The sequence below is a fragment of the Pelobacter seleniigenes DSM 18267 genome (assembly GCF_000711225.1).
GTDB lineage: Bacteria > Desulfobacterota > Desulfuromonadia > Desulfuromonadales > Geopsychrobacteraceae > Seleniibacterium > Seleniibacterium seleniigenes.
In genome coordinates, this window is the sequence record NZ_JOMG01000004.1 from 207,949 (window position 1) to 230,434 (window position 22,486).

Annotated in this window: 21 protein-coding genes; 11 read left to right on the forward strand and 10 right to left on the reverse strand. The window is 58.4% G+C overall.

Annotated elements, in window-relative coordinates:
* Positions 1 to 255: 255 nt before the first annotated feature.
* Both N909_RS0117900 and N909_RS0117905 read left to right on the forward strand, forming a co-directional pair.
* Positions 256 to 1,329: a peptidase M42 gene (locus tag N909_RS0117900; RefSeq protein WP_029917506.1), complete on the forward strand. Its 1,074-nt coding sequence runs from the start codon at positions 256 to 258 to the stop codon at positions 1,327 to 1,329.
* A gap of 37 nt (positions 1,330 to 1,366) precedes the next feature.
* Positions 1,367 to 1,717, forward strand: a complete 351-nt coding sequence (locus N909_RS0117905; RefSeq protein ID WP_029917507.1) for a DMT family protein — start codon at positions 1,367 to 1,369, stop codon at positions 1,715 to 1,717.
* A 31-nt stretch (positions 1,718 to 1,748) separates the two neighbouring features.
* Here the strand turns inward: N909_RS0117905 and N909_RS0117910 are convergent, their stop codons facing one another.
* The 5 genes from N909_RS0117910 to N909_RS0117930 form a co-directional block, all read right to left on the reverse strand.
* Entirely contained in the window at positions 1,749 to 1,967 is a 219-nt protein-coding gene (locus tag N909_RS0117910; protein ID WP_029917508.1) for a hypothetical protein, read from the reverse strand.
* Between the two features lie 176 nt (positions 1,968 to 2,143).
* Positions 2,144 to 3,055 carry a patatin-like phospholipase family protein gene (locus N909_RS0117915; protein ID WP_029917509.1) on the reverse strand — a complete coding sequence of 304 codons (912 nt, stop codon included), beginning with the start codon at positions 3,053 to 3,055 and terminating at the stop codon, positions 2,144 to 2,146.
* Positions 3,056 to 3,149: 94 nt separating this feature from the next.
* Complete coding sequence (locus tag N909_RS0117920; protein ID WP_029917510.1) at positions 3,150 to 3,878, reverse strand: TerC family protein; 729 nt, start codon at positions 3,876 to 3,878, stop codon at positions 3,150 to 3,152.
* Positions 3,879 to 4,193: 315 nt separating this feature from the next.
* A complete protein-coding gene (locus N909_RS0117925; protein WP_029917511.1) occupies positions 4,194 to 4,475 on the reverse strand; it encodes a peptidylprolyl isomerase in 282 nt (93 codons plus the stop codon).
* Positions 4,476 to 4,573: 98 nt separating this feature from the next.
* A complete protein-coding gene (locus N909_RS0117930; RefSeq protein ID WP_029917512.1) occupies positions 4,574 to 5,788 on the reverse strand; it encodes a BaiN/RdsA family NAD(P)/FAD-dependent oxidoreductase in 1,215 nt (404 codons plus the stop codon).
* A 177-nt stretch (positions 5,789 to 5,965) separates the two neighbouring features.
* Here N909_RS0117930 and N909_RS0117935 point away from each other — a divergent pair, with 177 nt between their 5' ends.
* The gene (locus tag N909_RS0117935; RefSeq protein WP_029917513.1) at positions 5,966 to 6,445 is read left to right on the forward strand and encodes a YchJ family protein; all 480 of its coding nucleotides are present in this window, start codon (positions 5,966 to 5,968) and stop codon (positions 6,443 to 6,445) included.
* Between the two features lie 233 nt (positions 6,446 to 6,678).
* Positions 6,679 to 6,873 (forward strand): hypothetical protein, encoded by a 195-nt coding sequence (locus N909_RS0117940; protein ID WP_029917514.1) that lies wholly within the window; start codon positions 6,679 to 6,681, stop codon positions 6,871 to 6,873.
* A 65-nt stretch (positions 6,874 to 6,938) separates the two neighbouring features.
* Here N909_RS0117940 and N909_RS0117945 read toward each other — a convergent pair whose 3' ends face one another.
* The gene (locus N909_RS0117945) at positions 6,939 to 8,423 is read right to left on the reverse strand and encodes a DUF2779 domain-containing protein (RefSeq protein WP_029917515.1); all 1,485 of its coding nucleotides are present in this window, start codon (positions 8,421 to 8,423) and stop codon (positions 6,939 to 6,941) included.
* Positions 8,424 to 8,543: 120 nt separating this feature from the next.
* Complete coding sequence (locus tag N909_RS0117950) at positions 8,544 to 9,467, reverse strand: LysR family transcriptional regulator (protein ID WP_051689939.1); 924 nt, start codon at positions 9,465 to 9,467, stop codon at positions 8,544 to 8,546.
* Between the two features lie 107 nt (positions 9,468 to 9,574).
* Between N909_RS0117950 and N909_RS0117955 the strand changes: the two genes are divergently transcribed.
* Complete coding sequence (locus tag N909_RS0117955; RefSeq protein ID WP_029917517.1) at positions 9,575 to 10,588, forward strand: NAD(P)H-dependent amine dehydrogenase family protein; 1,014 nt, start codon at positions 9,575 to 9,577, stop codon at positions 10,586 to 10,588.
* An 84-nt stretch (positions 10,589 to 10,672) separates the two neighbouring features.
* On the opposite strand, the gene N909_RS0117960 is transcribed toward N909_RS0117955, so the two are convergent.
* Genes N909_RS0117960 through leuC form a run of 3 tightly spaced genes read right to left on the reverse strand, consistent with a single transcriptional unit; the run spans position 10,673 to position 15,603 of the window.
* A complete protein-coding gene (locus N909_RS0117960; RefSeq protein ID WP_029917518.1) occupies positions 10,673 to 13,522 on the reverse strand; it encodes an FAD-binding and (Fe-S)-binding domain-containing protein in 2,850 nt (949 codons plus the stop codon).
* A 30-nt stretch (positions 13,523 to 13,552) separates the two neighbouring features.
* On the reverse strand, positions 13,553 to 14,194 hold the full coding sequence (leuD, locus tag N909_RS0117965; RefSeq protein WP_029917519.1) for a 3-isopropylmalate dehydratase small subunit: 642 nt from the start codon (positions 14,192 to 14,194) through the stop codon (positions 13,553 to 13,555).
* On the reverse strand, positions 14,194 to 15,603 hold the full coding sequence (gene leuC / locus N909_RS0117970; protein WP_029917520.1) for a 3-isopropylmalate dehydratase large subunit: 1,410 nt from the start codon (positions 15,601 to 15,603) through the stop codon (positions 14,194 to 14,196). Before leuC ends, leuD begins: the two co-directional genes overlap by 1 nt.
* 192 nt (positions 15,604 to 15,795) lie before the next feature.
* On the opposite strand from leuC, the gene fabI reads away from it, so the two are divergent.
* From fabI to N909_RS24880, 6 genes are all read left to right on the forward strand, one after another.
* Positions 15,796 to 16,563 (forward strand): enoyl-ACP reductase FabI, encoded by a 768-nt coding sequence (gene fabI / locus N909_RS0117975; RefSeq protein WP_029917521.1) that lies wholly within the window; start codon positions 15,796 to 15,798, stop codon positions 16,561 to 16,563.
* Between the two features lie 126 nt (positions 16,564 to 16,689).
* Positions 16,690 to 18,351: a GTPase HflX gene (hflX, locus tag N909_RS0117980; RefSeq protein ID WP_029917522.1), complete on the forward strand. Its 1,662-nt coding sequence runs from the start codon at positions 16,690 to 16,692 to the stop codon at positions 18,349 to 18,351.
* Positions 18,352 to 18,419: 68 nt separating this feature from the next.
* Entirely contained in the window at positions 18,420 to 20,057 is a 1,638-nt protein-coding gene (locus N909_RS0117985) for a LysM peptidoglycan-binding domain-containing protein (protein WP_051689940.1), read from the forward strand.
* A 128-nt stretch (positions 20,058 to 20,185) separates the two neighbouring features.
* Positions 20,186 to 20,911 (forward strand): tetratricopeptide repeat protein, encoded by a 726-nt coding sequence (locus N909_RS0117990; protein WP_029917524.1) that lies wholly within the window; start codon positions 20,186 to 20,188, stop codon positions 20,909 to 20,911.
* Positions 20,912 to 20,916: 5 nt separating this feature from the next.
* Positions 20,917 to 21,606: a Smr/MutS family protein gene (locus N909_RS0117995; RefSeq protein ID WP_029917525.1), complete on the forward strand. Its 690-nt coding sequence runs from the start codon at positions 20,917 to 20,919 to the stop codon at positions 21,604 to 21,606.
* Between the two features lie 133 nt (positions 21,607 to 21,739).
* Positions 21,740 to 22,231: a hypothetical protein gene (locus N909_RS24880; RefSeq protein WP_051689941.1), complete on the forward strand. Its 492-nt coding sequence runs from the start codon at positions 21,740 to 21,742 to the stop codon at positions 22,229 to 22,231.
* Positions 22,232 to 22,486 lie beyond the last annotated feature (255 nt).

The window sequence follows — 22,486 nt, forward strand, 5'->3', positions numbered from 1 at the left end:
GTGCCCTGAGCGGTTAGTTCTATAGTCTAATTCTGGCCCTTTTTACTGCTGTCTACGTTCTGCCTTCTCGGCTTGGCAGCAGTAAAAATGACTCAGAATTTATACAAATAACTAACCGCACAGGACACTAGTAAAATCCAGCTTGACCTTTACTGCTAATTATAATATCTGCATGAATGAACTGCAGCCAGCGGGACAGGACCGTTGGCTGAGGTTCGTCAGTGCGGCGTGCAACGCCGCTGGAGGCAAGGCTGCATGGCTTTGGGTGAACAATTTGTTGATCTGTTGAAAGCATTGATTCGCCAGCCGAGCGTGGTCGGTGCCGAGCACTCTTTTTTTCGGGTCCTGCAGCGCGAACTGGAGGAACGGGGCGCCCGGGTATCCTGGTATGAAGGGGTGCTGGTGGCTCAGGGGAGCGAGCCCGATTCGGCCATGTTCTCAGCGCATATCGATCGCCACGGCTTGATCTGCACCGGGCCGAATGAGTTTCAGTATGCAGCCTTTGTCGCCGGCCGCCGCTCTGATCTGCTTGGTAACTCCGTCTCTGAAAAACTGATGCTGAAAATCGTGGATCGCTTTCAAGGTGTTCCGGTGGTGGCCTACGAACCCTGGTCCGGGGCCTACCGTGGCGCTGGGACCATCACCAATGCCCATATCTGTGAATATCGGAACAACCTGATTTTTGAAGTGGCCGGGCTGGAGCATCTGGTGGCCGGGACCCCGGTCGCGTTCAGCGATCGCCTGACCCTGCAGCAGGATATCCTCTCCGCCCAGCTCGATAACGTGCTGACCGCCGCGCACCTGGTGCATCTGTACAGTCTTGGTTTTAACGGCACGACGTTTTTCACCGCCCAGGAAGAATCGGGGAGCAGCTGGCGTTTTCTGCTGGAATGGTTCCGGCGCTTCAACGGTGCCACCAACCGCTTGATCGTGGTTGACACCAGCCCTTACCCGGATCGCTACAGCGCCGATCAGCAGCAGGTGGTGCTGCGCAAAAAAGACGCCAACGCCCAGTTCGATCCGGATACGACAGAACAGCTGGCCCAGTATTGCCGCAGCCTGGGGATTACTTATTCCTACAAGGATGCCTATATCGAGGCGCAGAACCTCCAGGCCGCAGCCAGCGGTCAGCAGGTCATGTCCCTTGGCAGCACCGAACTGGGCCGGATCATCGCGGCCTCCCACGGTTTTGTCCAGGGCACCACTTTACAGATTCCGACCTCGGCTTACCACACCATGCGCGAGTCTTCCGCCATGTCCGCCAACCATGCCTTCAGCCAGCTGTTGTTGCATGCTGCCAAAAATAAGCCAGCACTCGCCAGCTCCTGATTTTTCCTGACCCCTTGGGTTGAAAGTCCGTTACTCTATGCGCACCGTTTTGACCTCTGTCATGCTGCTGATGTGCAGCAATCTGTTCATGACCTTTGCCTGGTATGCCCACCTCAAGGAACTGAACAACAAGCCCTGGCTGTTGGCCGCCCTGGCCAGCTGGGGGATTGCCCTGCTGGAATACCTGCTGCAGGTTCCGGCCAACCGGATCGGCTACACGGTCCTGAATGTCGGCCAGCTGAAGATTCTCCAGGAGGTGATCACCCTGGCCGTGTTCGTGCCGTTTTCGGTGGTGTACCTGAAAGAACCGATCAAACTCGATTACCTGTGGGCCGGGTTGTGCATGCTCGGAGCGGTCTTCTTTATGTTCCGCAGCCGGTTTTTTTAAAGACCCGGAAAAAGGTTTGTCGTCATCCTGATCAGCTGCGGTGTTTTTCTTCCAGCAGGGGAAGGATGAATTTTTCGAAGGTCACCGTCTGCTTTGCGGTAAGCAGGCTGACGTCACCTTCGTTGTCGAGCAGGAAAGTGCCGACGCCGAGCACGGTTTTGGCCAGATAGCCGGTTCCTTCCACGGCTTTTTTGATCCGGTCCGGGCGATGGGTGATAAGCCAGTAGAGCCGGTTGAGGTCGATGTCCATATCATGTTCTCCACAATTGATGGTGGCTGTGCAGCGTTTCAAAAAGAGCTGTCGCAAAGCCTCATAGGGGTGTCGGCGGGACAAAGAGCAAAGCCTTGTTCCCCTGTGCGGGCGTTGCAGGCGGGAGTGTAGCCGGGAGCGCTGCTTACGGCAAGCAACATTTGCCAGGCGGCCGATCAGGATCTTCGCCAGGGGAACAGCCGTTTTTTCCAGCGAGCCCTACGCAGCATCTTCTGCAAGGGGTCGATCTCAGCGTTGACCTCATCCTCACCGCAGGCGATGGCCTGTTTCCAGGTGGTGAAATCCGCCCAGTGCTTGATGCCGTTTTTCGGGGAGAGCAGAAAATCGGCTGTTTTGATCTGTTCGTGATTGAGCACGGTTCGGGCCAGGTAATCGGCTCGGGCGATGACATCGATGGCGTTGCGGGGTGGGTCGAAGTTGCGCAGGTTGTCGCCGACATCCACGGCAATGACGAAGTCCGCCCCGAGCTCGCGGGCGGCCCGGATCGGCACGGTTTCGGCCCAGCCGCCGTCGATGAGCAGCTTGCCGTCGTGCTCAACCGGGTTGAGGACTCCGGGCATGGCGCAAGACGCGGCAATCGCCGGACGCAACGGACCCCGGTCAAGAATCACCGTTTGCCCCTGGATCAGATCGAGGGCAACGGCGGCGAAGGGGAGCCGGGTCTGTTCGATGTTTATATCCTCGACCAGAAATGAGTAGCTTCTGGCGGCCGTTTTGTCGCTGACCAGGGCGGTTTTGGTGATGGACAGGGCGTTGAAGACCCCGCGCCGGGCCAGCCGCCCGATTTCAGCCAGAATCCCCTGGTTATGGGCGTCGAGTTCTTTGAAAAACCTAAACCCCGATTCGGCGAACTCGGCACTGTTCACGTACGCTTCGAAACGGGCTTTGATGGTCTCCACGTCGGGCTGATAGGCGTACATGGCGCCGATAATGGCCCCCATGCTGGTGCCGGTGACAATATCGATGGGGATGCCGTGCCTGTTGAGTCCTTCGAGAACCCCGATGTGCGAAAAGGCTCTTGCCGCGCCCCCTCCGAGGGCCACGCCGACCCGAAACCTTTTGAACATAGTACCCTCCTGTTAAACAGATGATGACTCTATTCTGCCCCCAAACAAACCTTCAGGCAAGCACAGTCCGCAACCGGATCTGTGTCAGCCTTGTTTAACCCGTGCGTTTTTGGTCCAACTTGCGGCGGATGCGGATATTGAGCATTTCCACGCCGACGGAGAAGGCCATGGCAAAATAGATGTAGCCTTTGGGGACATGAACATCGAAACCTTCCACGAACAGCGTGACCCCGACCATAATCAGGAAAGACAAGGCCAGGATCTTGATGGTCGGGTGACTGTCGACAAATTCACCGATGGCAGCGGCGGCAAACAGCATCACGCCCACCGCGATCACGATGGCGATGGCCATCAGCGAGATGTGGTCGGCCAGGCCGATGGCCGTAATCACCGAGTCGAGGGAAAAAACGATATCGAGCAGGGCGATCTGGATCAGGGTGCGTACCACCGTGGCCTTGAAGTTCGGGGCGGCATCATTCTGCCCGGCCCCTTCCATGGTCGCGTGAATTTCGTGGGTTGCTTTGGCAAGCAGAAACAGCCCGCCGCAGATCAGAATCAGGTCGCGGCCGGAGATGGTAAAATGGAACAGGCTGAACCATGGCTCGGTCAGGCGCATGACCAGGGAGATGGAAAACAGCAAGGCCAGCCGGGTCAACATTGCCAGGCCCAGGCCGGCACGACGGGCAAAAGCGCGCTCAGCAGCCGGTAGCCGGCCGACCAGGATCGAGATGAAGATGATATTGTCGATGCCCAGGACAATCTCCAGCGCGGTCAGGGTGGCCAGCGCTATCCAGGCGGTAGGGGACAGTAACCATTCGAACATGGCGGCGACTCCGGTCGAAACGGGCTGAGAGGAAACTCCAACTAAAATATTCTAGTTTTCATCCGGAAACGGCCCTTTTCCGCTGTAGTGGTGTCAATCTGCGGGTTTTCTTGTGCGGCGTAAAGGACTACGCCTCCGCACAACCCCTTGATTTCCTTGGTATAACGAAAAATTGCTCGTTTCCAATCTGAAAACTTAGCCGTTGCCCTGCGGAGTTTCCGGATGGCAACTATTCTAGCATTTCGGCAGGCAGGCCGCAGGGGGGAGGAGGCAGTCGCCACTGAGCATGGGCGACTGCCGGTCGGACACGAATAATCAGTCGGTGCGGCTGGTGATTTCGATCAGATGATAGCCGAACTGGGTTTTGACCGGGCCGAGCACTTTGCCGACTTCACCGGAAAAAACCACTTCGTCGAATTCCCTGACCATCTGGCCGGGGCCGAATTCGCCCAGGGCGCCGCCCTGTTTTCCGGACGGGCACTTGGAATGAACCTTGGCCACTTCGGCGAAATCCTCGCCACCTTCGATCATTTTTTTGAGCGTGTTGCAATCTGCTTCGCTGGGCACCAGAATGTGCCGGGCGCTTGCTTTTGCCATGATGAATCTCCTTGTTGGTGAAAATTATAAAAAACCTAGTATGGGGTGATCGGCCATGATTTGTCCATGGTGAAGGACTAAAAATAGTCAATAACCGATCAGCGCAGCCTGGCCGCAATAAAGGCCGTGGTCCAGGCGGCCTGGAAGTTGAAACCGCCGGTGATGCCGTCGATATCGAGGACTTCGCCGGCAAAGTAGAGGTTTTTGCAGACCTTGCTCTGCATGCTGGCAATATCGATATCGTTCAGGCTAACCCCGCCGCAGGTGACGAACTCCTCCTTGAAGGAGGTTCGACCGGCGATCTCATAGCAGTCGTTGGTGAGCAGATTGAGCAGCCGATTTTGATCTGTCTTGCCCAGCTCGGCACATTTTTTGGAGCTGCTGATCGCCGCTTTGTCCAGTAGATAGCGCCAGAGCCGATCCGGCAGGGAGCAGGGATTGACATTGCTCAGCAGCTTTTTCGGCTGTTCGGCAAGCCCGGCGCTGAGCTGTTCCGCAACCCGCTCCTGATTGCGCTGCGCGGCCCAGTTGACCTGTAGGCGGCCATGATAGTTCTGTTCGCTCAGCCAGCGGGCGCCAAAAGCGGAAAGTTTGAGGATGGCGGGGCCGCTCATTCCCCAGTGGGTGATCAGCAACGGGCCGGCCGCTTTGAATCCGGTTCCCTGCAAAGCGACCTGGACCGGGTCAACTACCACGCCCATCAGCGTGGTAATCTTTTCCCGGGGCATGCTGAAAGAGAACAGCGACGGAACCGGCGGGATAATCCTGTGCCCGACCTGCTCCAACCAAGCCAGGTCGTTACGGCGTGGTGCGCCGCCGGTAGCGACAATCACTTTGGCAAAGGTGGCGGGTTTTCTCCTGGCGTCGCTGAAGCTCAGCTGCAGTTCATCCCCCAGTGGTCTGATCCCTGTGACGGGACATGCCGTTTCGATCCGGATCTGCAGGCGGGCTGCCTCTTCCAGAAAGCAGTCGATGATGGTCTGTGAGTTTTGCGAGCGGGGAAAGACGCAGTTGTCCTCCTGGGTGACCAGGGCCAGGTTGCGGGCTTCGAACCAGCGCATCAAGGCATGGTTGTCGAATTCCCGAAAGGCTTTTTTCAAGCTGTTCGCGCCACGGGGGTAGGCGGCACAAAGTTCTTTGAGGGTCCGGCAGGCATTGGTGACATTGCAGCGTCCACCGCCGGAAACCTTGACTTTGGCTAACGGATGGGACGATTTCTCAAAGATGACGACCTGGGCGGCCGGGTGATTTTCTTTGACGTTGAGTGCGGCGAAAAAGCCCGCCGCGCCACCGCCGATGATGGCAACCTTCACGGCAATCCTTTATCGATAAACTGAAGAATATTGACAAAATTTTAACGACTCGACACTATACCATTCTTTTGGGGCCGGACCGATGAAATCATCTGCCGGCCGATGACACCAGGATAAAATGTTCCGACCCGATCATGCTCGGGGCCGGCCAGATCAATTAGATGAAGGAGAACAACGATGAGTCATTGCCCCTGCGGAAGTGGTCAGGAATTCGCGGATTGCTGTGAACCGATAATCAGTGGAGCAAAAGCGGCGGAGACCGCTGAACAGTTGATGCGGGCCCGCTATACGGCCCATGACCAGGTTGCCGTGGATTTCCTGTACAGCAGCATCCACCCCGATCATCGCCAGGGATTCAATCATAACGGCACCAGGGACTGGGCGGAAAAATCCGACTGGCTGGGCCTGGAGGTCGTTGCCACCGAGGCCGGCGGGGCGGACGATGAGGAAGGGGAGGTCGAGTTCATCGCCCGCTATCGCCTCAACGACAGCACCCGCAACTATCATGAGCGCGGTCACTTCAAGCGCCAGGACGGGCAGTGGTTTTTTACCGACGGGGAGTTGGTCAAAGGGCAGCCCATCAAAGTGACCAAGATTGGCCGCAATGATCCCTGCCCCTGCGGCAGCGGCAAAAAATACAAGAAATGCTGCGGTTAGCAGCCGGTTGAAAAGTCCGTTTCGGGACATTCTCAGGCATGGTCGGGGAAAAGATATTTTTCCCGGCCTTGCCACCCTGTGTAAACCCCCGGCTTGCCTCTCCTTTCATCACCCTTCCGGAAAAATTCCCACCACCTCCCAAGTGCAGCAAAAGGTTTTATACTTAGGGAAAACCTTCCGGCCAACTTTCGCAATCTGCCTAAATGGCCGCTTATCCGCTGCAGGAGCAAACGATGATTAAAGTCAAAACCTTTGGAGAGCCGCTGGAGCCGTTTCATGTGCGCAAGGAACTGGATGATCTCGATCAGCGGGTCAATGAATTTATCGTCGAAAACGGGGTGAAAAAGGTTCTCTCCGTCAGCGACAGCGCCACCCATGAAAATGGCTCGACCATCGGCCTGATCAGGGTTCTGGTGTATGAAGTCTGAGCCCTGATCCCGGGGCCGCACAAACAGCGATCAAGCTCTGACCGGCGGCGGGAAAAGGTCGCCGGTCAGTGTCTTGCCAGGTTGCGCAGTTCCTGCAGGACTCTGACCATGGTCAGGCCGTTCTGTTCAGCATAGCTTAGCAATTCCCGCTGCAGCTGCTCTTGCTGAGCGGGATCGGTGCTTGCCTGGCAGGCCAGATAGGCGCGTTGCGCCGCCCCTTCATCGGTTAAGGCCGTGACCGGAGCGGGCAGGTCTATCCCCAGCGCCGGGAGCACATCGCTGAGGGTTTCGACGCTGTTCATGCGCCAGTCGTCAATCCAGCGGTTGCGAAACGGGGTCAGCAGGTCCTGCAGGTTGGCCAGACGTTGCTCAATGGCTGGGGCCAGCTCGGGATACCGGGTTGCCAGGTCGCTCAACAGGTTGCGGTCTACCGTCGGGTTGCAAGTTAAAACGCAGGCGCTGGCGGGAATAGCGGCCAACAGTTCCCTGGCGAGCTGAGAACGGGGATCGCGGCCGGGTTCGGCAAGGAAGCTGACCTGTTCCGGCGGGTCGTCCGGGGAGGATTGCCGGTGAACGGCGAACAGGAACGGCAGCGGCTGATAAGGGCGGGTGCCGGCAAATAACGGCAGCGCCGTGCTGACCCCGGTCAGATCGAGGCAACAGAGTGGATAGCGAATCCTGGCCAGAAACTCTTTTAGCCGCTGTTGATCGATGTTCCGGGTGCGGTTGAGAAATGCTTCCACCTGCTGGCGTTGGCGGGGTTCGAGCTCCGCCAGGGGCAGCTCTGCAAAGCTGCTCAGGCCGCGTCGGTAAAAAGCGAATTTGTCCGCTGCGTCGCCGGGCAGATCAAAGACTGACGGGGTTGGGACCTGCCGCCAACAGTAGGGGATGAACTCGCATTGATAAGGATCGGTGCAGTGCGGCCCGATGGGAATGGCCGGCTCCCGATATTCGCCCAGGGTCTGCCGGCATTCGATCACGATTTCGGGCAGGCTCTGCTGCCGGGCCTTGACCTTGGTCGTGATCTCTTCACTGTGAAAAAGCCGTTGAATCTCCAGCTCTTCGCCGCGGCAGTAGGACCTGTCGAGATGAATCAGAACCGCTTTAGAGACCTTGATCCCGCAACCGTTCAGGACGTAATGCTGAACCGCGACATCGTCAAGATGAACGGATTTGACGGCACTGCTCATTTTGACTTCGTGAAGCTGCCAGGAGTCGCCGTCACGGACCAGGATGTCGACCTTGATAAAGATGGCTGAAAAGGAGAAGGCCGCTTCATAAATGACCTCGACATCGCTGGCCAGCAGCTCTTTGGTTCGGGCCAGCTGGGCCGGGATGGAGAGCCCTTCGAAGGGCACTTCGCGCCCGCCCGGGTAGAGCTGGCGGGCAAGGATGCCGACCTCGGTGCCGGCGCTGAACAAAGCGTCCCGGGCTGGCTGTGGCGGCAGCTCGAAGGCGGGCGGATTCCTGGTCAGCCAGAGGGCCTTGCGGCATTGCAGGCCTTTGAGGATCAATGATTTACTCAGGCCGCTGGTATGGGAACGCGCCATCTGTACTCCCTCTATCGGGCTGTTGAAAAAGTCATGCCTTGGCCGATTTCAAGCTCGCCCATCCATGGCTTTGGAATGCTGTTGTTTTCAACCCCTTGCTGATTGCCAAATCGGGAAAAATTAACTGCCGGTTTCCTGCTCGTTGCCCCTCGACCCTTCCCAGGGGGGCCCGCCTCTGAATTCGTCGAGGAGAAAATTGATCGCCGCGGTCACGCGCCGGGGCTGGTTGCGGCCGCTCGGGTAAACGATCCAGACCGGGGTCAGAGCCTGACTCCAGTCCGGCAGTATTTCAATGATCCGTCCCTTTACCAAAGCCCGTTCGGCATAAAAACTGGCGGTGCGGACAATCCCGAGGCCGACTTCAGCGGCATAAATCAGGGCCTGCCCGCTTTTGCTGTGCCAACTGCCCTGAGGTTTGCAGGTAAACGTTTCCGCCCCCCGGCTCAATTGCCAGCGTTGGGCGGCTCCGCTCAGGCAATTGTGCCCGGCCAGCTGTTCCGGCCGGGTGATGATGCCATGTTGCTTGAGGTAGTACGGGCTGGCATAAAGCCCGTAGCGAAAGGTCGTCAGTTTACGGGCCAGCAGACTGGAATCGGGGAGCGGCCCCACCCGGATGGCAAAATCGAACCCTTCTGCAACGATATCAACCAATCGACTGGACATGTCAAGTTCGAGGCTGACCTCCTGATTCTGGGCGGCAAAGCGCGCCAGCGCCGGGGCTAGATACCATTCCCCGAGGCCGCCATCCACCAGCGTCACCCGAAGGTGCCCTTTGGGTGTTTCGCGAAAGTCGCGGACCCGGTCTTCGGCTTCCTGCAGCTGCGCGGCCACTTCGCGGGCGTAGCGGTAATAGATCTGCCCGGCTTCGGTCAGGGAGAGTTTGCGAGTCGTGCGCTGCAGCAGTCGTACACCGAGCCGGTCTTCGAGCTGGCTGACCCGTTGGCTGACATAGGCCTTGGACATTTCCAGGGCGTGCGCCGCAGCCGAGAAGCTGCCCGTTTCAATGACACGAACGAACTCCAACACCCCTTGCGTTTCTTTCATTGTTCATTCCTGTGAACAGTTCGTCTGCAAAACAGCCTCTAATACTCCTGTCTGATTGGTATTATCATGCATCGAATCGCTAATTCCAGAAAAAAGAGGAGTGAAAAATGGCAGAAACACTGCAATTTATCCAATTCGGATTAGGGCCCATCGGCCTGCAAACCGTCGGCTATCTGCTCGAACGCAGCAACGTTGAACTGGAAGCGGCCATCGATATCGATGCGGTCAAGGTCGGCCAGGATGTCGGGGTCCTGCTCGGATGCTCTGATCCCCTGGGGGTGAAGGTGTCGGACCGGGCCGAAGAGGTGCTCGCCTCGACCGCGGCCGACGTGGTGGTGCTGGCCACCCTGTCCTCCTTCGCCGCCCTGGAAGAACAGATCATGCTTTGCCTGCAATATGGCAAAAATGTCATTTCCTCCTGTGAAGAGCTCTCTTTCCCCTGGGCCGCTGATCCGCAGCGGGCCGCCCGCATCGATGCCGCGGCCAGGGCGGCCGGGGTGACCGTGCTCGGCAGCGGGGTCAATCCCGGCTTTGCCATGGATGCGCTGCCGCTGTTGCTAAGCAGCGCCTGCCGGCGGGTCGACGCCATCCATATCGGTCGACATCAGGATGCGGCCTTGCGCAGGTTGCCGTTTCAGCAGAAGATCGGGGCCGGGCTGAGCCTGGACACCTTTGCCCAACAGGTTGAGAACAAACGAATCCGTCATGTGGGTTTCCGGGAGTCGGTGGGGATGATCGCCCATGCATTAGGTTGGCAACTGGAGCGGGTGACCGAAGAGGTCAAACCGGCAGTGGCAGAGACCGATCTGGCCAGCCCGTTTCTGCAGGTCAAGAAAGGGGCTGCGGCCGGAGTGCTGCAGACGGCCACCGGCTATCTGGGGGATCAGCCAGTGATCACCCTGGAACTACAGGCTTACCTGGGTCATCCGCGACCGCGGGATTTTGTCTCCATCAGCGGTGAGCCGCCCCTCTATTCCGAGGTGGTCGGCGGTTTTCATGGTGATATCGCGACCTGCGCCATGATCGCCAACACGGTGCCCTTGGTCCGACGGGCCCCGGCGGGGCTGAAAACCATGCTCGATGTCGGTCTGCCATCTTGGTTTCAGGGCTGGCGGGGGTGAACTGTTCTACCGGCAGGAGTTGTCAATCCGGGGCCGTAACCGGCCAAAGCCCCTGCTGTGCTTGCAGCAGGGGCTTTGGCTTTTTTACTCGTCTGCCGGGGCTGTCGGTTTGGGCCGGCTGGCGGCGTCGACCAGATAGAGGATCGAGCGGTAGGGAATCTCGCTGTGCAAGGAGAGGCCGATTTCGCAGGTTTTACTGGTGGAGTACCCGGCTTCGCAGTCGCAGACGTGATCTCGCAACCCCTCCAGGGCCGATTCGTTCAGCTCCGGGTAATTAAAACCGCGATCGCCGGCAAAGCCGCAGCAGTAGATGTCGTCTGGAACGACCACTTCCTCGGCACAGGCCTTGGCGAGTTCGACCAGCTGCTTGTCCAGTCCCATTTTGCGGGCGCTGCAGGTGATATGCAGGGCGACCTTTTCCGGCTGCGGGGTGAACTCGAGTTTATCCATGAGGAACTGCAGGACGAATTCGATGGGTTCGTAAAGTTTGAGTTCCTTGGCCAGGGTGTCGCGCATGCGGATTAAGCAGGGGCTGGTGTCGCAGAGCACCGGGAGTTCACCGTTACGGGTCGCGGCCAGCAGAGCCCGGTTGAGTTCTGCGCTTTTTTGATCGGCCTGGCGGTGGAAGCCTTTGCTTTCAAAAGCCTGGCCGCAGCAGAGGTTGTCAAGGTTGGCGGGGTAGATGATCTGATAGCCGGCCTTTTTGAGCAGGGAGGCGGTTTTCTGCGGCAGCGCCATGCGCTCCGGTTCCTCCCGGGCGGGGCCGCCCATGCTCCGGCTCGGACAGGCCGGGAAGTACACGACCTGCAGGGGATGGTCGGCTTTGACCACTTCGCGCCTGATCCGGGGAGCCCCTTTCGGCATCTCCCGGTTCCACAGTGGCAGTTTGTTGAAGGTCAGGGTGCGCGCGTTCTGGGCGGCTTTCTCCATGAACTCCGTGCCGACCAGCTGGTGGATTTTGTCGACCCCGGTCAGGGTTTTGTTGATGGCTGCGGCCGTGGTTTTGAAGTGGTCGCCGACCCAGTCGGCCACGCGGTTGGCAAGATCGCCGTGGGCCTCTTCGCGCAGGGCTTTGATCATTTTGCCCGTATCGATGCCGACCGGGCAGCGGGTACTGCACATGCCGTCGGCGGCGCAGGTGTCCTGCCCCGGGTACTGATAAGCCTTGGTGAGTTTGTTCAGTTGGCTTTGCGGCACCGGTTTGAGGGCCTGGCGGGTCAGCTCGCGGCGGGCGACGATACGCTGGCGCGGGGTGAAGGTCAGATTCTTCGACGGGCAGACCGGTTCACAGAAACCGCATTCGATACATTTGTCGACCAGTTCGTGAGTGGCCGGCAAAGGTTTGAGGTTTTTCAGATGGGCTTCGGCATCCGCATTGAGGATGACGCCTGGATTGAGCAGCCCGGCCGGGTCGAGCAGGTTCTTGATCTCCTTCATCAACCCATAGGCGGCGGTGCCCCATTCCTTTTCCACAAAGGGGGCCATGTTGCGGCCGGTGCCGTGTTCCGCCTTGAGGGAACCGTCGTATTTATCGACCACCAGGGCGACCACATCGGTCATGAAATCGCGGTAGCGGATCACTTCGGCCTGGATGGAAAAGTCCTGGGTGAAGACGAAATGCAGGTTCCCTTCCAGGGCGTGACCGAAAATGATCGCCTCATTGTAGTGGTATTTCTGGAACAACTGCTGCAGATCGAGGGCGGCGGCAGCCAGGTGCTCATGAGGAAAGGCGACGTCTTCGATAATCACGGTGGTGCCGGTTTCCCGCACCGCTCCGACCGCCGGGAACAGCCCCTTGCGGATCTTCCAGTAGGTTTCGAATTCGGCCGGAATGTCGGTGAAGGCGATGGGCCTGACCGTGGGGATAGCGCGCAGGGCGGTGGTGATCTCCTTGATCTGGGTCTTGAGTTTGGCCGCCGAGGTGGCCCGGGTTTCGACCAGCAGGGCGGTGGTGCCCGGGGGGAGTTCGGCCAGGTAGGTGGGCATGCCCGGTTCCTGTTCCACCGAGGCCAGCGCGGCGCGGTCCATCAGCTCGGCGGCCGCAACCGGCAACCCTGAACGCAGGATCGGGATGGCGCTGCAGGCGGTGGCGACATCGGCAAACAGCATCAGCGCACTGGCTTTGTGGGCATGTTCGACCACGGTTTGGTAGATCACTTCGGAGATGAAGGCGAGGGTGCCTTCCGAGCCCACGATCAGATGCTGGAGGATCTCGAAGGGGTCTTTGAAATCGACCAGGGCGTTGAGGCTGTAGCCGGTGGTGTTTTTGATCTTGAACTTGTAGCGAATCCGCTCGGCGAGCTGTTCGTCGGCCATGACCCGTTCGCGCAGGTCGAGCAGTCCCTGCAGAACCTCCGGGTGGCTGCGCTGGAAGGCGGCTTTACTCTTGTCGTCGGCGGTATCGAGAATGGTGCCGTCGGCCAGCAGCAGGCGCAGGCTGGCCAGGGTCTGATAACTGTTCTGGGCCACCCCGCAGCACATGCCACTGGCGTTATTGGCCAGAATGCCGCCGATTTTGGCGGTGTCGATGGAGGCCGGGTCCGGGCCGATTTTTTTACCGAACTCAGCCAGGTAACGATTGGCATGGGTGCCGATGATACCGGGTTGCAGCTGGATCTTACGGGCTTTGTCGAAGATGCGATAGCGCTGCCAGTTCTTGCCCAGGCAGACCAGGATGCTGTCGGTAATCGCCTGGCCGGACAGGCTGGTTCCGGCGGCCCGGAAGGTGACCGGCAGGTTCCGCCTGGAGGCTTCCTGCAGGACCAGCCTGACCTCGCTCTCGTCGGCGACGGTGACGACGATTTTCGGGGTCAGCTGATAAAAGCTGGCATCGGTTCCGTAGGCGACCGTCAAAAGCGGGTCGGTGGTCAGGTTCTTGGCCGGTATCGTCTTCTTTATGGCATTGTAAAAATCCTGGTATTCGGCTGGCAGCACGACCTCCTCCTTTGCATAGTGAATGAAATGTCAGTCCCTGAACAGCCAGGGTGCTTCCTGGCGGTGGCGGGTTTCATAAGACCTGATCCGGTCAACGTTGGCCAGGGTCAGGGCGATATCGTCAAGGCCGTTTTGCAGGCAATGTTTGCGGAACGGGTCAAGCTCAAAGTTGAAAACCGTCCCGTCCGGGGTGGCCACTTCCTGCCGGTCCAGGTTGACGGTCAGCTGATAACCGCTGGTGGCTTTGACCGCGCTGAACAGTTGGGCGACCTGAGCAGAGGTCAGGACCACGGGCAGGATACCGTTTTTGAAACAGTTGTTGTAGAAAATATCGGCAAAACTGGGGGCAATAATGGCTTTGAAACCGAAATCAAGAAGGGCCCAGGGGGCATGCTCACGTGAGGAGCCGCAGCCGAAGTTGTCTTGGGCGAGCAGGATCCGCGCTCCCTGGTAGCGCGGCTGGTTGAGGACGAAATCCGGGTTGCGCGGCCGATCGCTGCAATCCATGCCCGGCTCGCCGTGATCCAGGTAGCGCCATTCATCGAACAGGTAGGGGCCAAACCCGGTCCGTTTGATCGATTTGAGGAACTGCTTGGGAATAATTGCATCGGTATCGACATTGGCGCGCTCAAGGGGCGCAACCAAGGCGGTTAAGGTGGTGAATTTTTCCATTATCTGACCTCCAGTTGACGGACATCGATGAAGTGGCCGACCACGGCCGCGGCCGCTGCCATGGCCGGGCTGACCAGATGGGTCCGGCCGCCCTGACCCTGCCGCCCTTCAAAGTTGCGGTTGGATGTCGAGGCGCAACGTTCGCCCGGGGCGAGGCGGTCGTTGTTCATGGCCAGGCACATGGAGCAGCCAGGTTCACGCCATTCAAAGCCGGCCTCGATGAAGATTTTATCCAGCCCTTCCTGTTCCGCCTGCTGACGGACCAGACCTGAGCCGGGGACGATCAGGGCCTGTTTGATATTGGCTGCAACCTTGCGTCCTTTGACGACGCTGGCGACGGCCCGCAGGTCTTCGATGCGGCCGTTGGTACAGGAGCCGATAAACACCTTGTCGGGCTGGATCTCGGTCATCGGTGTGCCGGGAGCCAGCCCCATGTAACGGAGCGCATTCTCGATGGCGCCGCGTTTGGTGGGGTCGGTTTCCGCGGCCGGGTCCGGGACTTTGCCGTCGATGGTGACCACCATCTCGGGCGAGGTTCCCCAGGTCACCTGGGGGAGCAGGTCGCGGGCGTCGATGCGGACGGTTTTGTCGAACTGCGCACCGGGGTCGCTGCGCAGCAGCTTCCAGGCGGCGACCGCCTGGTCCCAGAGTTCTCCGCTTGGGGCGAAGGGGCGCCCTTTGATATAGTCGATGGTGGTCTGGTCGACACCGATGATCCCGGCCCTGGCGCCGGCTTCGATGGCCATGTTGCAGACCGTCATGCGGCCTTCCATAGACAGCTTGCGGATGGCGCTGCCGCCGAACTCGATGGTGTAGCCGGTGCCGCCGGCGGTGCCGATGCGGCCGATGATGGCCAGGACGATGTCCTTGGCAGTCAGGCCCGGCGGCAGTTCGCCATCGACCTCGATGAGCATGCTTTTGGATTTTTTCTGAATCAGGCACTGAGTGGCGAGTACATGCTCCACCTCGGAGGTGCCGATACCGAAGGCCAGGGCGCCAAACGCGCCATGGGTGGCGGTGTGGGAGTCGCCGCAGACAATGGTCATGCCCGGCAGGGTGGCGCCCTGCTCGGGACCGATGACATGGACAATCCCCTGCCGCGGATCATCCATTTTGAACAGGGTGATGCCGAACTCGGCGCAGTTGCTCTCCAGGGTTTCCACCTGCAGGCGGGACACCGGGTCGCTGATGCCGGCGGCGCGGTTGTCGGTTGGCACATTGTGATCCGGGACTGCCAGGTTGGCGTCGATCCGCCAGGGCTTGCGGCTGGCCAAACGCAGCCCCTCAAAGGCCTGCGGGGAAGTGACTTCATGGAGCAGCTGCCGATCGATATAGAGCAGGCAGGTGCCGTTATCATCTTCATTCACGACATGGCTGCTCCAGAGTTTGTCATAAAGCGTCTGTTTCATTGAACACTCCTAAAATGCGGTTTTTATATCCTTTCCAGTCTAAATGATCTGCCTGTTTCTGGGTAGCCATGAAGCAAAAATACTTGTCGCCGGGCAGTAAAAAATGATGATAGCTTGCCTTTGTGAGGCTCTTTTGCTAAAAGGAAACGTTCAACTCAAATAGATTGTAAATGATCAAGGAGATAATTGCATATGGGACTTATGACAGGGAAGAAAGGCATTATTTTCGGAGTGGCCAACGATAAGAGCATCGCCTGGGGCATTGCTCAGCAACTCCGTGAAGCCGGGGCGGAACTCGCTTTTACTTATCTGAACGAAGCGTTGGAAAAAAGAGTTCGACCTTTGGCTGAAAGTCTGGATGCCAAGATTATCCTGCCGTGCGATGTGCAGAACGAAGAGGAAATGGTCGCAGTTTTCTCCGAGTTGGAAAAACAGTGGGGAAAAATCGATTTTGTCGTTCATGCTATTGCGTTTGCCAACCGTGAGGACCTGAAGCATCCCTTCAGTCAGACCAGCCGCGAAGGGTTCCGCATTGCCCTCGATATCAGTGCTTATTCCCTCGTCTCCATGACCCGCTGCGCGTTGCCGGTGCTGAAGCCGGGCGGCAGCATCGTCACCCTGACCTACCTTGGTTCGGTACGGGCCGTTCCCCAGTATAATGTCATGGGGGTTGCCAAGGCCGCCCTGGAGTCTTCGGTCCGTTACCTGGCCGCGGAGCTGGGCGAAAGTGGGATCCGCGTCAATGCCGTTTCGGCCGGTCCGATCAAGACCCTGGCCGCTTCCGGGATTGCCAGCTTCAAAGAAAAATTGCGAGTCGCTGAAGAACGCGCGCCGCTGAAACGTCTGGTGACCCAGGATGATGTCGGCAAGGCGACCCTTTACCTGCTCTCCGACCTGGCCACCGGGGTCACCGGGGAAATTCATTATGTGGACGGGGGCTTCAACTTTGCTGCCGGTTAACCTCCAGCCGCTGGGTTACGAATTGCGGGTCGGTCCGTCCGTCCGCGTCCTCTGGCGGGAATACATGACTCTGCTCAATCATGAAAGGCCCCGTACGGGGCCTTTCCTATTGCATGGATCGGCACGATGATCGAAGGCAAAACAACCGGGCTGAAAGCCAGCCAGATTCAGGCTCTGGAGCGGATCTACCGGCGCAAGATTTCCGCCGACGAGCTGATTACCAGCGAACTCGCCCGCTATCTCTGCGAGCTTTCTTTTGAGATTCAACGCCAGGTCGGGGTAGTCATCGACCGCTCCGGCACTATTCAGTATGTCATTGTCGGCGATGATCGGGAGATCGTCATTCCGGATCTCTCCCGTTTCAGTCTCGGCCGTAGCGGCCTGCGCGGTCTACGCTGCGTACATACCCACCTGAAGCAGGAACCCTTAAGCCGCGACGACTTAACCGACCTTGAGCTGCTGCGGCTGGATAGTATGGCCGCCATCGGGGTGCGTGATGATGGTCTGCCCGGCAATTTTGAATACGCTCACCTGCTGCCGACCAAGAAAAAAGCTCAGCTTGAAACCGTCACCCTGCGCGATTTTTATCGTCTCGATCTTGATTTCGGTGCATTTATTCAGGCCCTCGATCAGGAGATGGAGCGCCTTGCCGACGAGACCGTGGTCCTCGATGACGGGCGCGAACGGGCGCTGCTGATTTCGGTCGGGCAGGGTTCCCGGCGCCAGGTCGAAGATTCCCTCGACGAGCTGGAGGAACTGGCGCGCACCGCCGATCTGGCGGTCATCGACCGGATGATTCAACGGCCGCGGCAGATCAACCCGCGCTTCCTGGTCGGCGAAGGGAAATTGCGCGAGATCGTCATCAGCGCCCTGCAGCAGCGGGCCACCCTGCTGGTCTTTGATCAGGAGCTGACCCCGACCCAGATCCGTTCCATCTCGACCATCACCGAAATGAAGGTTATCGACCGCAGCCAGCTGATCCTCGATATCTTTGCCCGCAGAGCCCAGTCACGGGACGGCAAGGTCCAAGTGGAACTGGCCCAGCTCAAATATATTCTGCCCCGGTTGCGCGGCAAAGGGACGGCCATGTCCCGGTTGATGGGCGGCATCGGCGGTCGCGGACCCGGGGAAACCAAGCTGGAAATCGATCAGCGGCGCACCCGGGACAAGATCCGTCGGCTGGAAAAACAGCTCGATTCCCTCGGGCGGGGGCGGATGCAGCGGCGCCAGAAACGGATTCGCGCCGGGGTTCCCATTGTCTCCATCGTCGGCTATACCAATGCCGGCAAGTCGACCCTGCTCAACGCCCTGACCCAGAGTGAGGTGCTGACTGAAGACCTGCTTTTTGCGACTCTGGATACGGCCACGCGGCGGCTCCGTTTTCCCATGGATCGGGAGGTGATCATCACCGACACGGTCGGTTTTATTCGCGATCTGCCACCGAGTCTGCTCGGGGCCTTCAAGGCGACCCTGGAAGAACTGGAGGATGCCGATCTGCTGCTGCATCTGGTCGACCTGTCCAACCCGCGCTTCGATGAACAAATCACCGCAGTCGACAAAATCCTTGATGAACTGGAACTGGGGCGCCGGCAGCGCCTGCTGGTCTTTAATAAAATTGACAAGGTGCCGCCGGAGGATTTGCCACATCTCTGCCGACGTTATCAGGCGGTTGCTGTCTCAGCCTATGACCGCAAGACTTTTTCCGCTCTGCTGGAAGAGATGCAGCGCCGCTTCTGGCCGGAAGAGGACCTTCTGACCGGTGCCAGCTGCAAACTTGACATAAATTGAACTTTTCGCTAGTCTGCGAACACTTGCAATTTTAAATTTTATTAATAATGACGACCCGGAGGTCGTGAATGCTCAAGTTTTCTGCTGCTATTTCGGTGCTGATGCTCTTTCTGTTTGGTTGCCAACCGATGGTTCATCAGTCACCCCTCTCTTCAGAGAGCCCGATTGCCCGGTCCGCTACGCCACTGCAGGGCCCGACCGAAGGGTCCTCCCCGGAGTCCGCAACAGATCCCGTAGCGGTTTCCGCGTCCGTTATCCCTGACTTTGTGCTCCCTTCCGTGCCAAGCCTGCCGGAGGCGGTTGACGACTATCTGAGTGAAGAAGCGCCACTGCCGTACAACGGTGATTTTCCGCTCAGTCATCATGAGCGGGTCGATAACCTGATCGCCCGTTATACCGGGCCGCAGAAGAAGACCTTCAGTCGCTGGCTTGAGCGGGCCGGACGCTACATCCCCAAAATACAGATGGTTTTTGCCAGCGAAGGGATCCCTCTGGATCTCTCTTATCTGGCCATGATCGAATCGGGCTTCAATGTCCGGGCTTACAGCTGGGCCAATGCCGCAGGACCCTGGCAGTTTATCGAAAGCACCGGACGGCTGTACGGATTGCAGAACGACTGGTGGCAGGACGGCCGCCTTGATCTGGAAAAGTCGACCCGCGCCGCCGCCCAGCATCTCAAATATCTGCATGACCGGTTTGACGGCAACTGGTATCTGGCGGTCGCCGCCTACAATGCCGGCGGCGGCAAGGTCCGCCAGGCGATCAAGGCCAGTCAGAGCACGGATTTCTGGACCCTGGTGGATGGCAATGTCCTGCGCGAGGAGACCAAAAACTATCTGCCCAAGCTGCTCGCCACCCTGGAGATTGTCAAAGATCTTGATGAGTACGGCTTCAGCGATCTCGATTTCGATGAGCCCCTCGCCTATGAAACCATCACCCTGGCGTCGAGCACCGACCTGGAAATCATTGCCGGTTTCGCCGGGGTCAGCTACGAGGAACTCAAGGAGCTGAACCCGGAACTCAAGCGCTGGTGTACTCCGCCGGGCGTCAAGAACTACCCGCTGCATGTTCCTTTTGGCAGCGCGCGACAGATCAGCGCCCTGTATGCCGAGCTGCCAACCGATCAGCGTGCCCGCTATCATCGTCATCAGATCAAGGCCGGCGATACCCTGCGGGCCCTGGCCCGGGAATACCATATCCAGGTCGACGATATCATCGCGCTGAACAATATCAAAAATCCCCGCGCGATTCAGATCGGCACCAACCTGATTCTGCCCCTTAAGGAAGGTTATACCAGGCTGCCCGTCAATGAGTTGGCCGACTCCTATGTTCGCAGCCGCAGGAAAACCTACCAGGTGCGCTCCGGGGACAGCCTCTGGTCCATTGCCCGGCGCTTCTCCGTGACCGAAAAAGAACTGCGGGTCTGGAATAAGCTCGGCTGGAGCAATATGCTCAAGCCCGGCCAGCTTCTGGCCGTTTCCAAACCGGGCGCGGTCCGCATCGCCCAGCAGTCCCGCACCACCAGCAAAGGGCCAATCCGTAAACTGGTCTATAAAGTCATGCCCGGCGACACCCTGTGGGGCATCAGCCGTCAGTTTGATGTCGATACCGAACAGATCATGCGCTGGAATGAGCTGTCCAAAGAGCATGTGCTGCAGCCCGGGCAGAAGTTGACACTGATGGTTGCTTCCAGCCGTCAGGGGTAAGATCGACTTTCGGCGTTCTTTGCCTTTCGATTGTTTTGACATTTTGAGCACAGATTGTTAAAGTTCAGCGCCGTCCGCGTCTTCGGGACGGCGCGTCTGTTGACACTCTGTTAAAAAGGATCGGTGCCATGCTCAATATAATCATTTCGTTTGCCTGCGCAGTGTTGACCTCGGCTCTTATGCTGAGATTCGTCACCCAGAATACCTGGCTTGCGGCAGGAGCTTCCCTGCTGGTGTTTCTTGGCGTATTTTTGCTCATCGCCAGGACCGTGATGAAAAAAGTCGGTGCCGTGATGCAGGTTGCCCAGCGCGATGTCATGGCCAACCGCAGCGATAAGGCGATCAGGGAATTGAACGCGGCCATGAAATACGGCCCCTGGCAGTTCTATGTGAAACAGCAGGTTTATTCCCAGATCGGCAGCATTCACTATATCAAGCGCGAGTTCAATGAAGCGATCCCCTTCCTGCAGAAGGGTTTTGTCCGTAACTGGATGAGCATGTCGATGTTGGCGATTAGCTATATGAAAAAAAACAAGCCGGCGAAGATGAAGGACACCTTTGACCAGGCCATAACCGGCAGTCGGAAGGAGCCGATGGTCTATGCTCTCTATGCGTTTTGCCTGGAGCGAATCGGCGAACACTCGAAAGCCATGGACATTCTCAATAAAGGGATTTCCAAAACCGGTGGTGATGAGCGCCTTAAGGAAAATTTGGCGCTGCTCGAAGCCGGCAAGCGGATGAAGATGAAAGGCTTTGGCGATATGTGGTACCAGTTCCATCTGGAAAAGCAGGGCGCCATCATCAAGAAACAGACCAAAGCCCTGACCGGTCGCCGCAAGCAGATGATTCGGTAAAGGGCATGGCACGGAAAAAGAGTCAAAAGAATGTCCGTAAGAAAGACTTTGTCAGCAACCCCTTCAGCCATCTGAAGGGGTTTTCTGTTCCTGAGAGCGAGGCTTCGAAACAGCTGGAAACGCCAGCCCCGGATCTGCCGGTAGCGGAAGACGGGTTGTCTTTTCAGCAGGAAATGGCCCAGCTCGGGGTGAAACCGCTGGATCCCGAGGCCGCCTCTGCCCATGGTGCAGACCCTTCCGAAGAGGGTGAAGGAGCTGGCGGCGAACCCGCAGAACTCACCGAAGAGGAGCTTTTTCTGGCCGAAATGAGCCAGCTGCAGGTTCGCTTTGAAGACAGCTTCGTCGATGCAGAGGATGAACCGGCAGTGGCTTCTTCCCGTCGGCTCAAGCAGCTGAAACAGGGCAAAATAGTGCCGGACGCCACCCTTGATCTGCATGGGCTGACCCGTCCTGAGGTTGCTCCCAAATTTGACCGCTTTCTGCACAATGCTCGTCACCATCATTGGCAGACCCTGTTGGTGATTACCGGTAAAGGGCTGCACTCCGAGAGCGGGGAGGCCGTGCTGCGCCAGGAAGCGGAGCGTTACCTGGCCGGACCGGGCCGGGCCGAGGTTGCCGAATGGCATCAATCTCCCGCCCGCTACGGCGGGGCAGGGGCGCTGGTTCTGTTTCTGAAAAAGCAGATCATTACCTGACGCTGCCGAACAAACTCCTGTCTCAGCGGCCTTGGCCGATATTTTTTCATCTCCTTGTCAACCGATCCCGAGCTGCTGCGTTGAATGAGCTAAAGAAGGCAACATTCATTCAACAGACCGAAAGGAGAGGAAGATGAAAAGTGTTCTGAAGATGACCCCGCTGATCTGGATGGTGGCCCTGCTGTTTGTGCTGAGTCCGTTTACCCTGGACCTGTCGACCGGTACGCTGGCGGTCAAAGCGGCCTTTGCCAAAGGCGGTAACGGCGGCGGTGGAAATGGTGGTGGCGGTGACGGTGGCGGCAGTGGCGGTGGAAACGGCGGCGGCTCCGGCGACGGCGAGTGTGACGGTTCCGGTTCCGGGTCCGCAGGGTCCGCAGGTCAGGCCGGGTCCGCAGGTCAGGCCGGGTCCATGGAACAGGCCGGGAGCATGGGCCATATGGGACAAAACGCCAGCCAAGTGCAAAGCAAGCAGCAAACCCAACAGCAAAATACCTTTCAGCACAGCTATCGCCATCAAAATCGGGTCGATCAGCAGAACAATCAGGACTCGGTTGTTGATGAACCGACGACCACCGAGACTGGTGCTGAGGAGACAGGGACGGACTCGACCGTTAGTGCCTTATGAGGTTCTCCGCTTGACGGCTTTGCCGGATAGCTGATCAGTTCACAAGTTCAAGCCGCAGGAAGTTTTCATCCTGCGGCTTTTTTGTTTGTGTACCCGGCAGGCACGAGGGACGCAAGCGCAGTGCTTTTGTACAGCGGCTCAGCAGTCATCCCTGGCGCAGAGGAGTTTCCTGTCCTGGCTTGGAGGTGGGCTGCAAACCTCCAGCTGTCGTTCCGAGCGTTGTTCCCGTAAAGTGTCATTCCCCTCTCGGGTTGA

Excerpts from the sequence above, each read along its gene's own strand:
- N909_RS0117900 (WP_029917506.1), top strand. The coding sequence starts at position 256 with ATGGCTTTGGGTGAACAATTTGTTGATCTGTTGAAAGCATTGATTCGC.
- N909_RS0117905 (WP_029917507.1), top strand. The coding sequence starts at position 1,367 with ATGCGCACCGTTTTGACCTCTGTCATGCTGCTGATGTGCAGCAATCTG.
- N909_RS0117910 (WP_029917508.1), bottom strand. The coding sequence starts at position 1,967 with ATGGACATCGACCTCAACCGGCTCTACTGGCTTATCACCCATCGCCCG.
- N909_RS0117915 (WP_029917509.1), bottom strand. The coding sequence starts at position 3,055 with ATGTTCAAAAGGTTTCGGGTCGGCGTGGCCCTCGGAGGGGGCGCGGCA.
- N909_RS0117920 (WP_029917510.1), bottom strand. The coding sequence starts at position 3,878 with ATGTTCGAATGGTTACTGTCCCCTACCGCCTGGATAGCGCTGGCCACC.
- N909_RS0117925 (WP_029917511.1), bottom strand. The coding sequence starts at position 4,475 with ATGGCAAAAGCAAGCGCCCGGCACATTCTGGTGCCCAGCGAAGCAGAT.
- N909_RS0117935 (WP_029917513.1), top strand. The coding sequence starts at position 5,966 with ATGAGTCATTGCCCCTGCGGAAGTGGTCAGGAATTCGCGGATTGCTGT.
- N909_RS0117940 (WP_029917514.1), top strand. The coding sequence starts at position 6,679 with ATGATTAAAGTCAAAACCTTTGGAGAGCCGCTGGAGCCGTTTCATGTG.
- N909_RS0117945 (WP_029917515.1), bottom strand. The coding sequence starts at position 8,423 with ATGGCGCGTTCCCATACCAGCGGCCTGAGTAAATCATTGATCCTCAAA.
- N909_RS0117950 (WP_051689939.1), bottom strand. The coding sequence starts at position 9,467 with ATGAAAGAAACGCAAGGGGTGTTGGAGTTCGTTCGTGTCATTGAAACG.
- N909_RS0117955 (WP_029917517.1), top strand. The coding sequence starts at position 9,575 with ATGGCAGAAACACTGCAATTTATCCAATTCGGATTAGGGCCCATCGGC.
- leuD (WP_029917519.1), bottom strand. The coding sequence starts at position 14,194 with ATGGAAAAATTCACCACCTTAACCGCCTTGGTTGCGCCCCTTGAGCGC.
- leuC (WP_029917520.1), bottom strand. The coding sequence starts at position 15,603 with ATGAAACAGACGCTTTATGACAAACTCTGGAGCAGCCATGTCGTGAAT.
- fabI (WP_029917521.1), top strand. The coding sequence starts at position 15,796 with ATGGGACTTATGACAGGGAAGAAAGGCATTATTTTCGGAGTGGCCAAC.
- hflX (WP_029917522.1), top strand. The coding sequence starts at position 16,690 with ATGATCGAAGGCAAAACAACCGGGCTGAAAGCCAGCCAGATTCAGGCT.
- N909_RS0117985 (WP_051689940.1), top strand. The coding sequence starts at position 18,420 with ATGCTCAAGTTTTCTGCTGCTATTTCGGTGCTGATGCTCTTTCTGTTT.
- N909_RS0117990 (WP_029917524.1), top strand. The coding sequence starts at position 20,186 with ATGCTCAATATAATCATTTCGTTTGCCTGCGCAGTGTTGACCTCGGCT.
- N909_RS0117995 (WP_029917525.1), top strand. The coding sequence starts at position 20,917 with ATGGCACGGAAAAAGAGTCAAAAGAATGTCCGTAAGAAAGACTTTGTC.
- N909_RS24880 (WP_051689941.1), top strand. The coding sequence starts at position 21,740 with ATGAAAAGTGTTCTGAAGATGACCCCGCTGATCTGGATGGTGGCCCTG.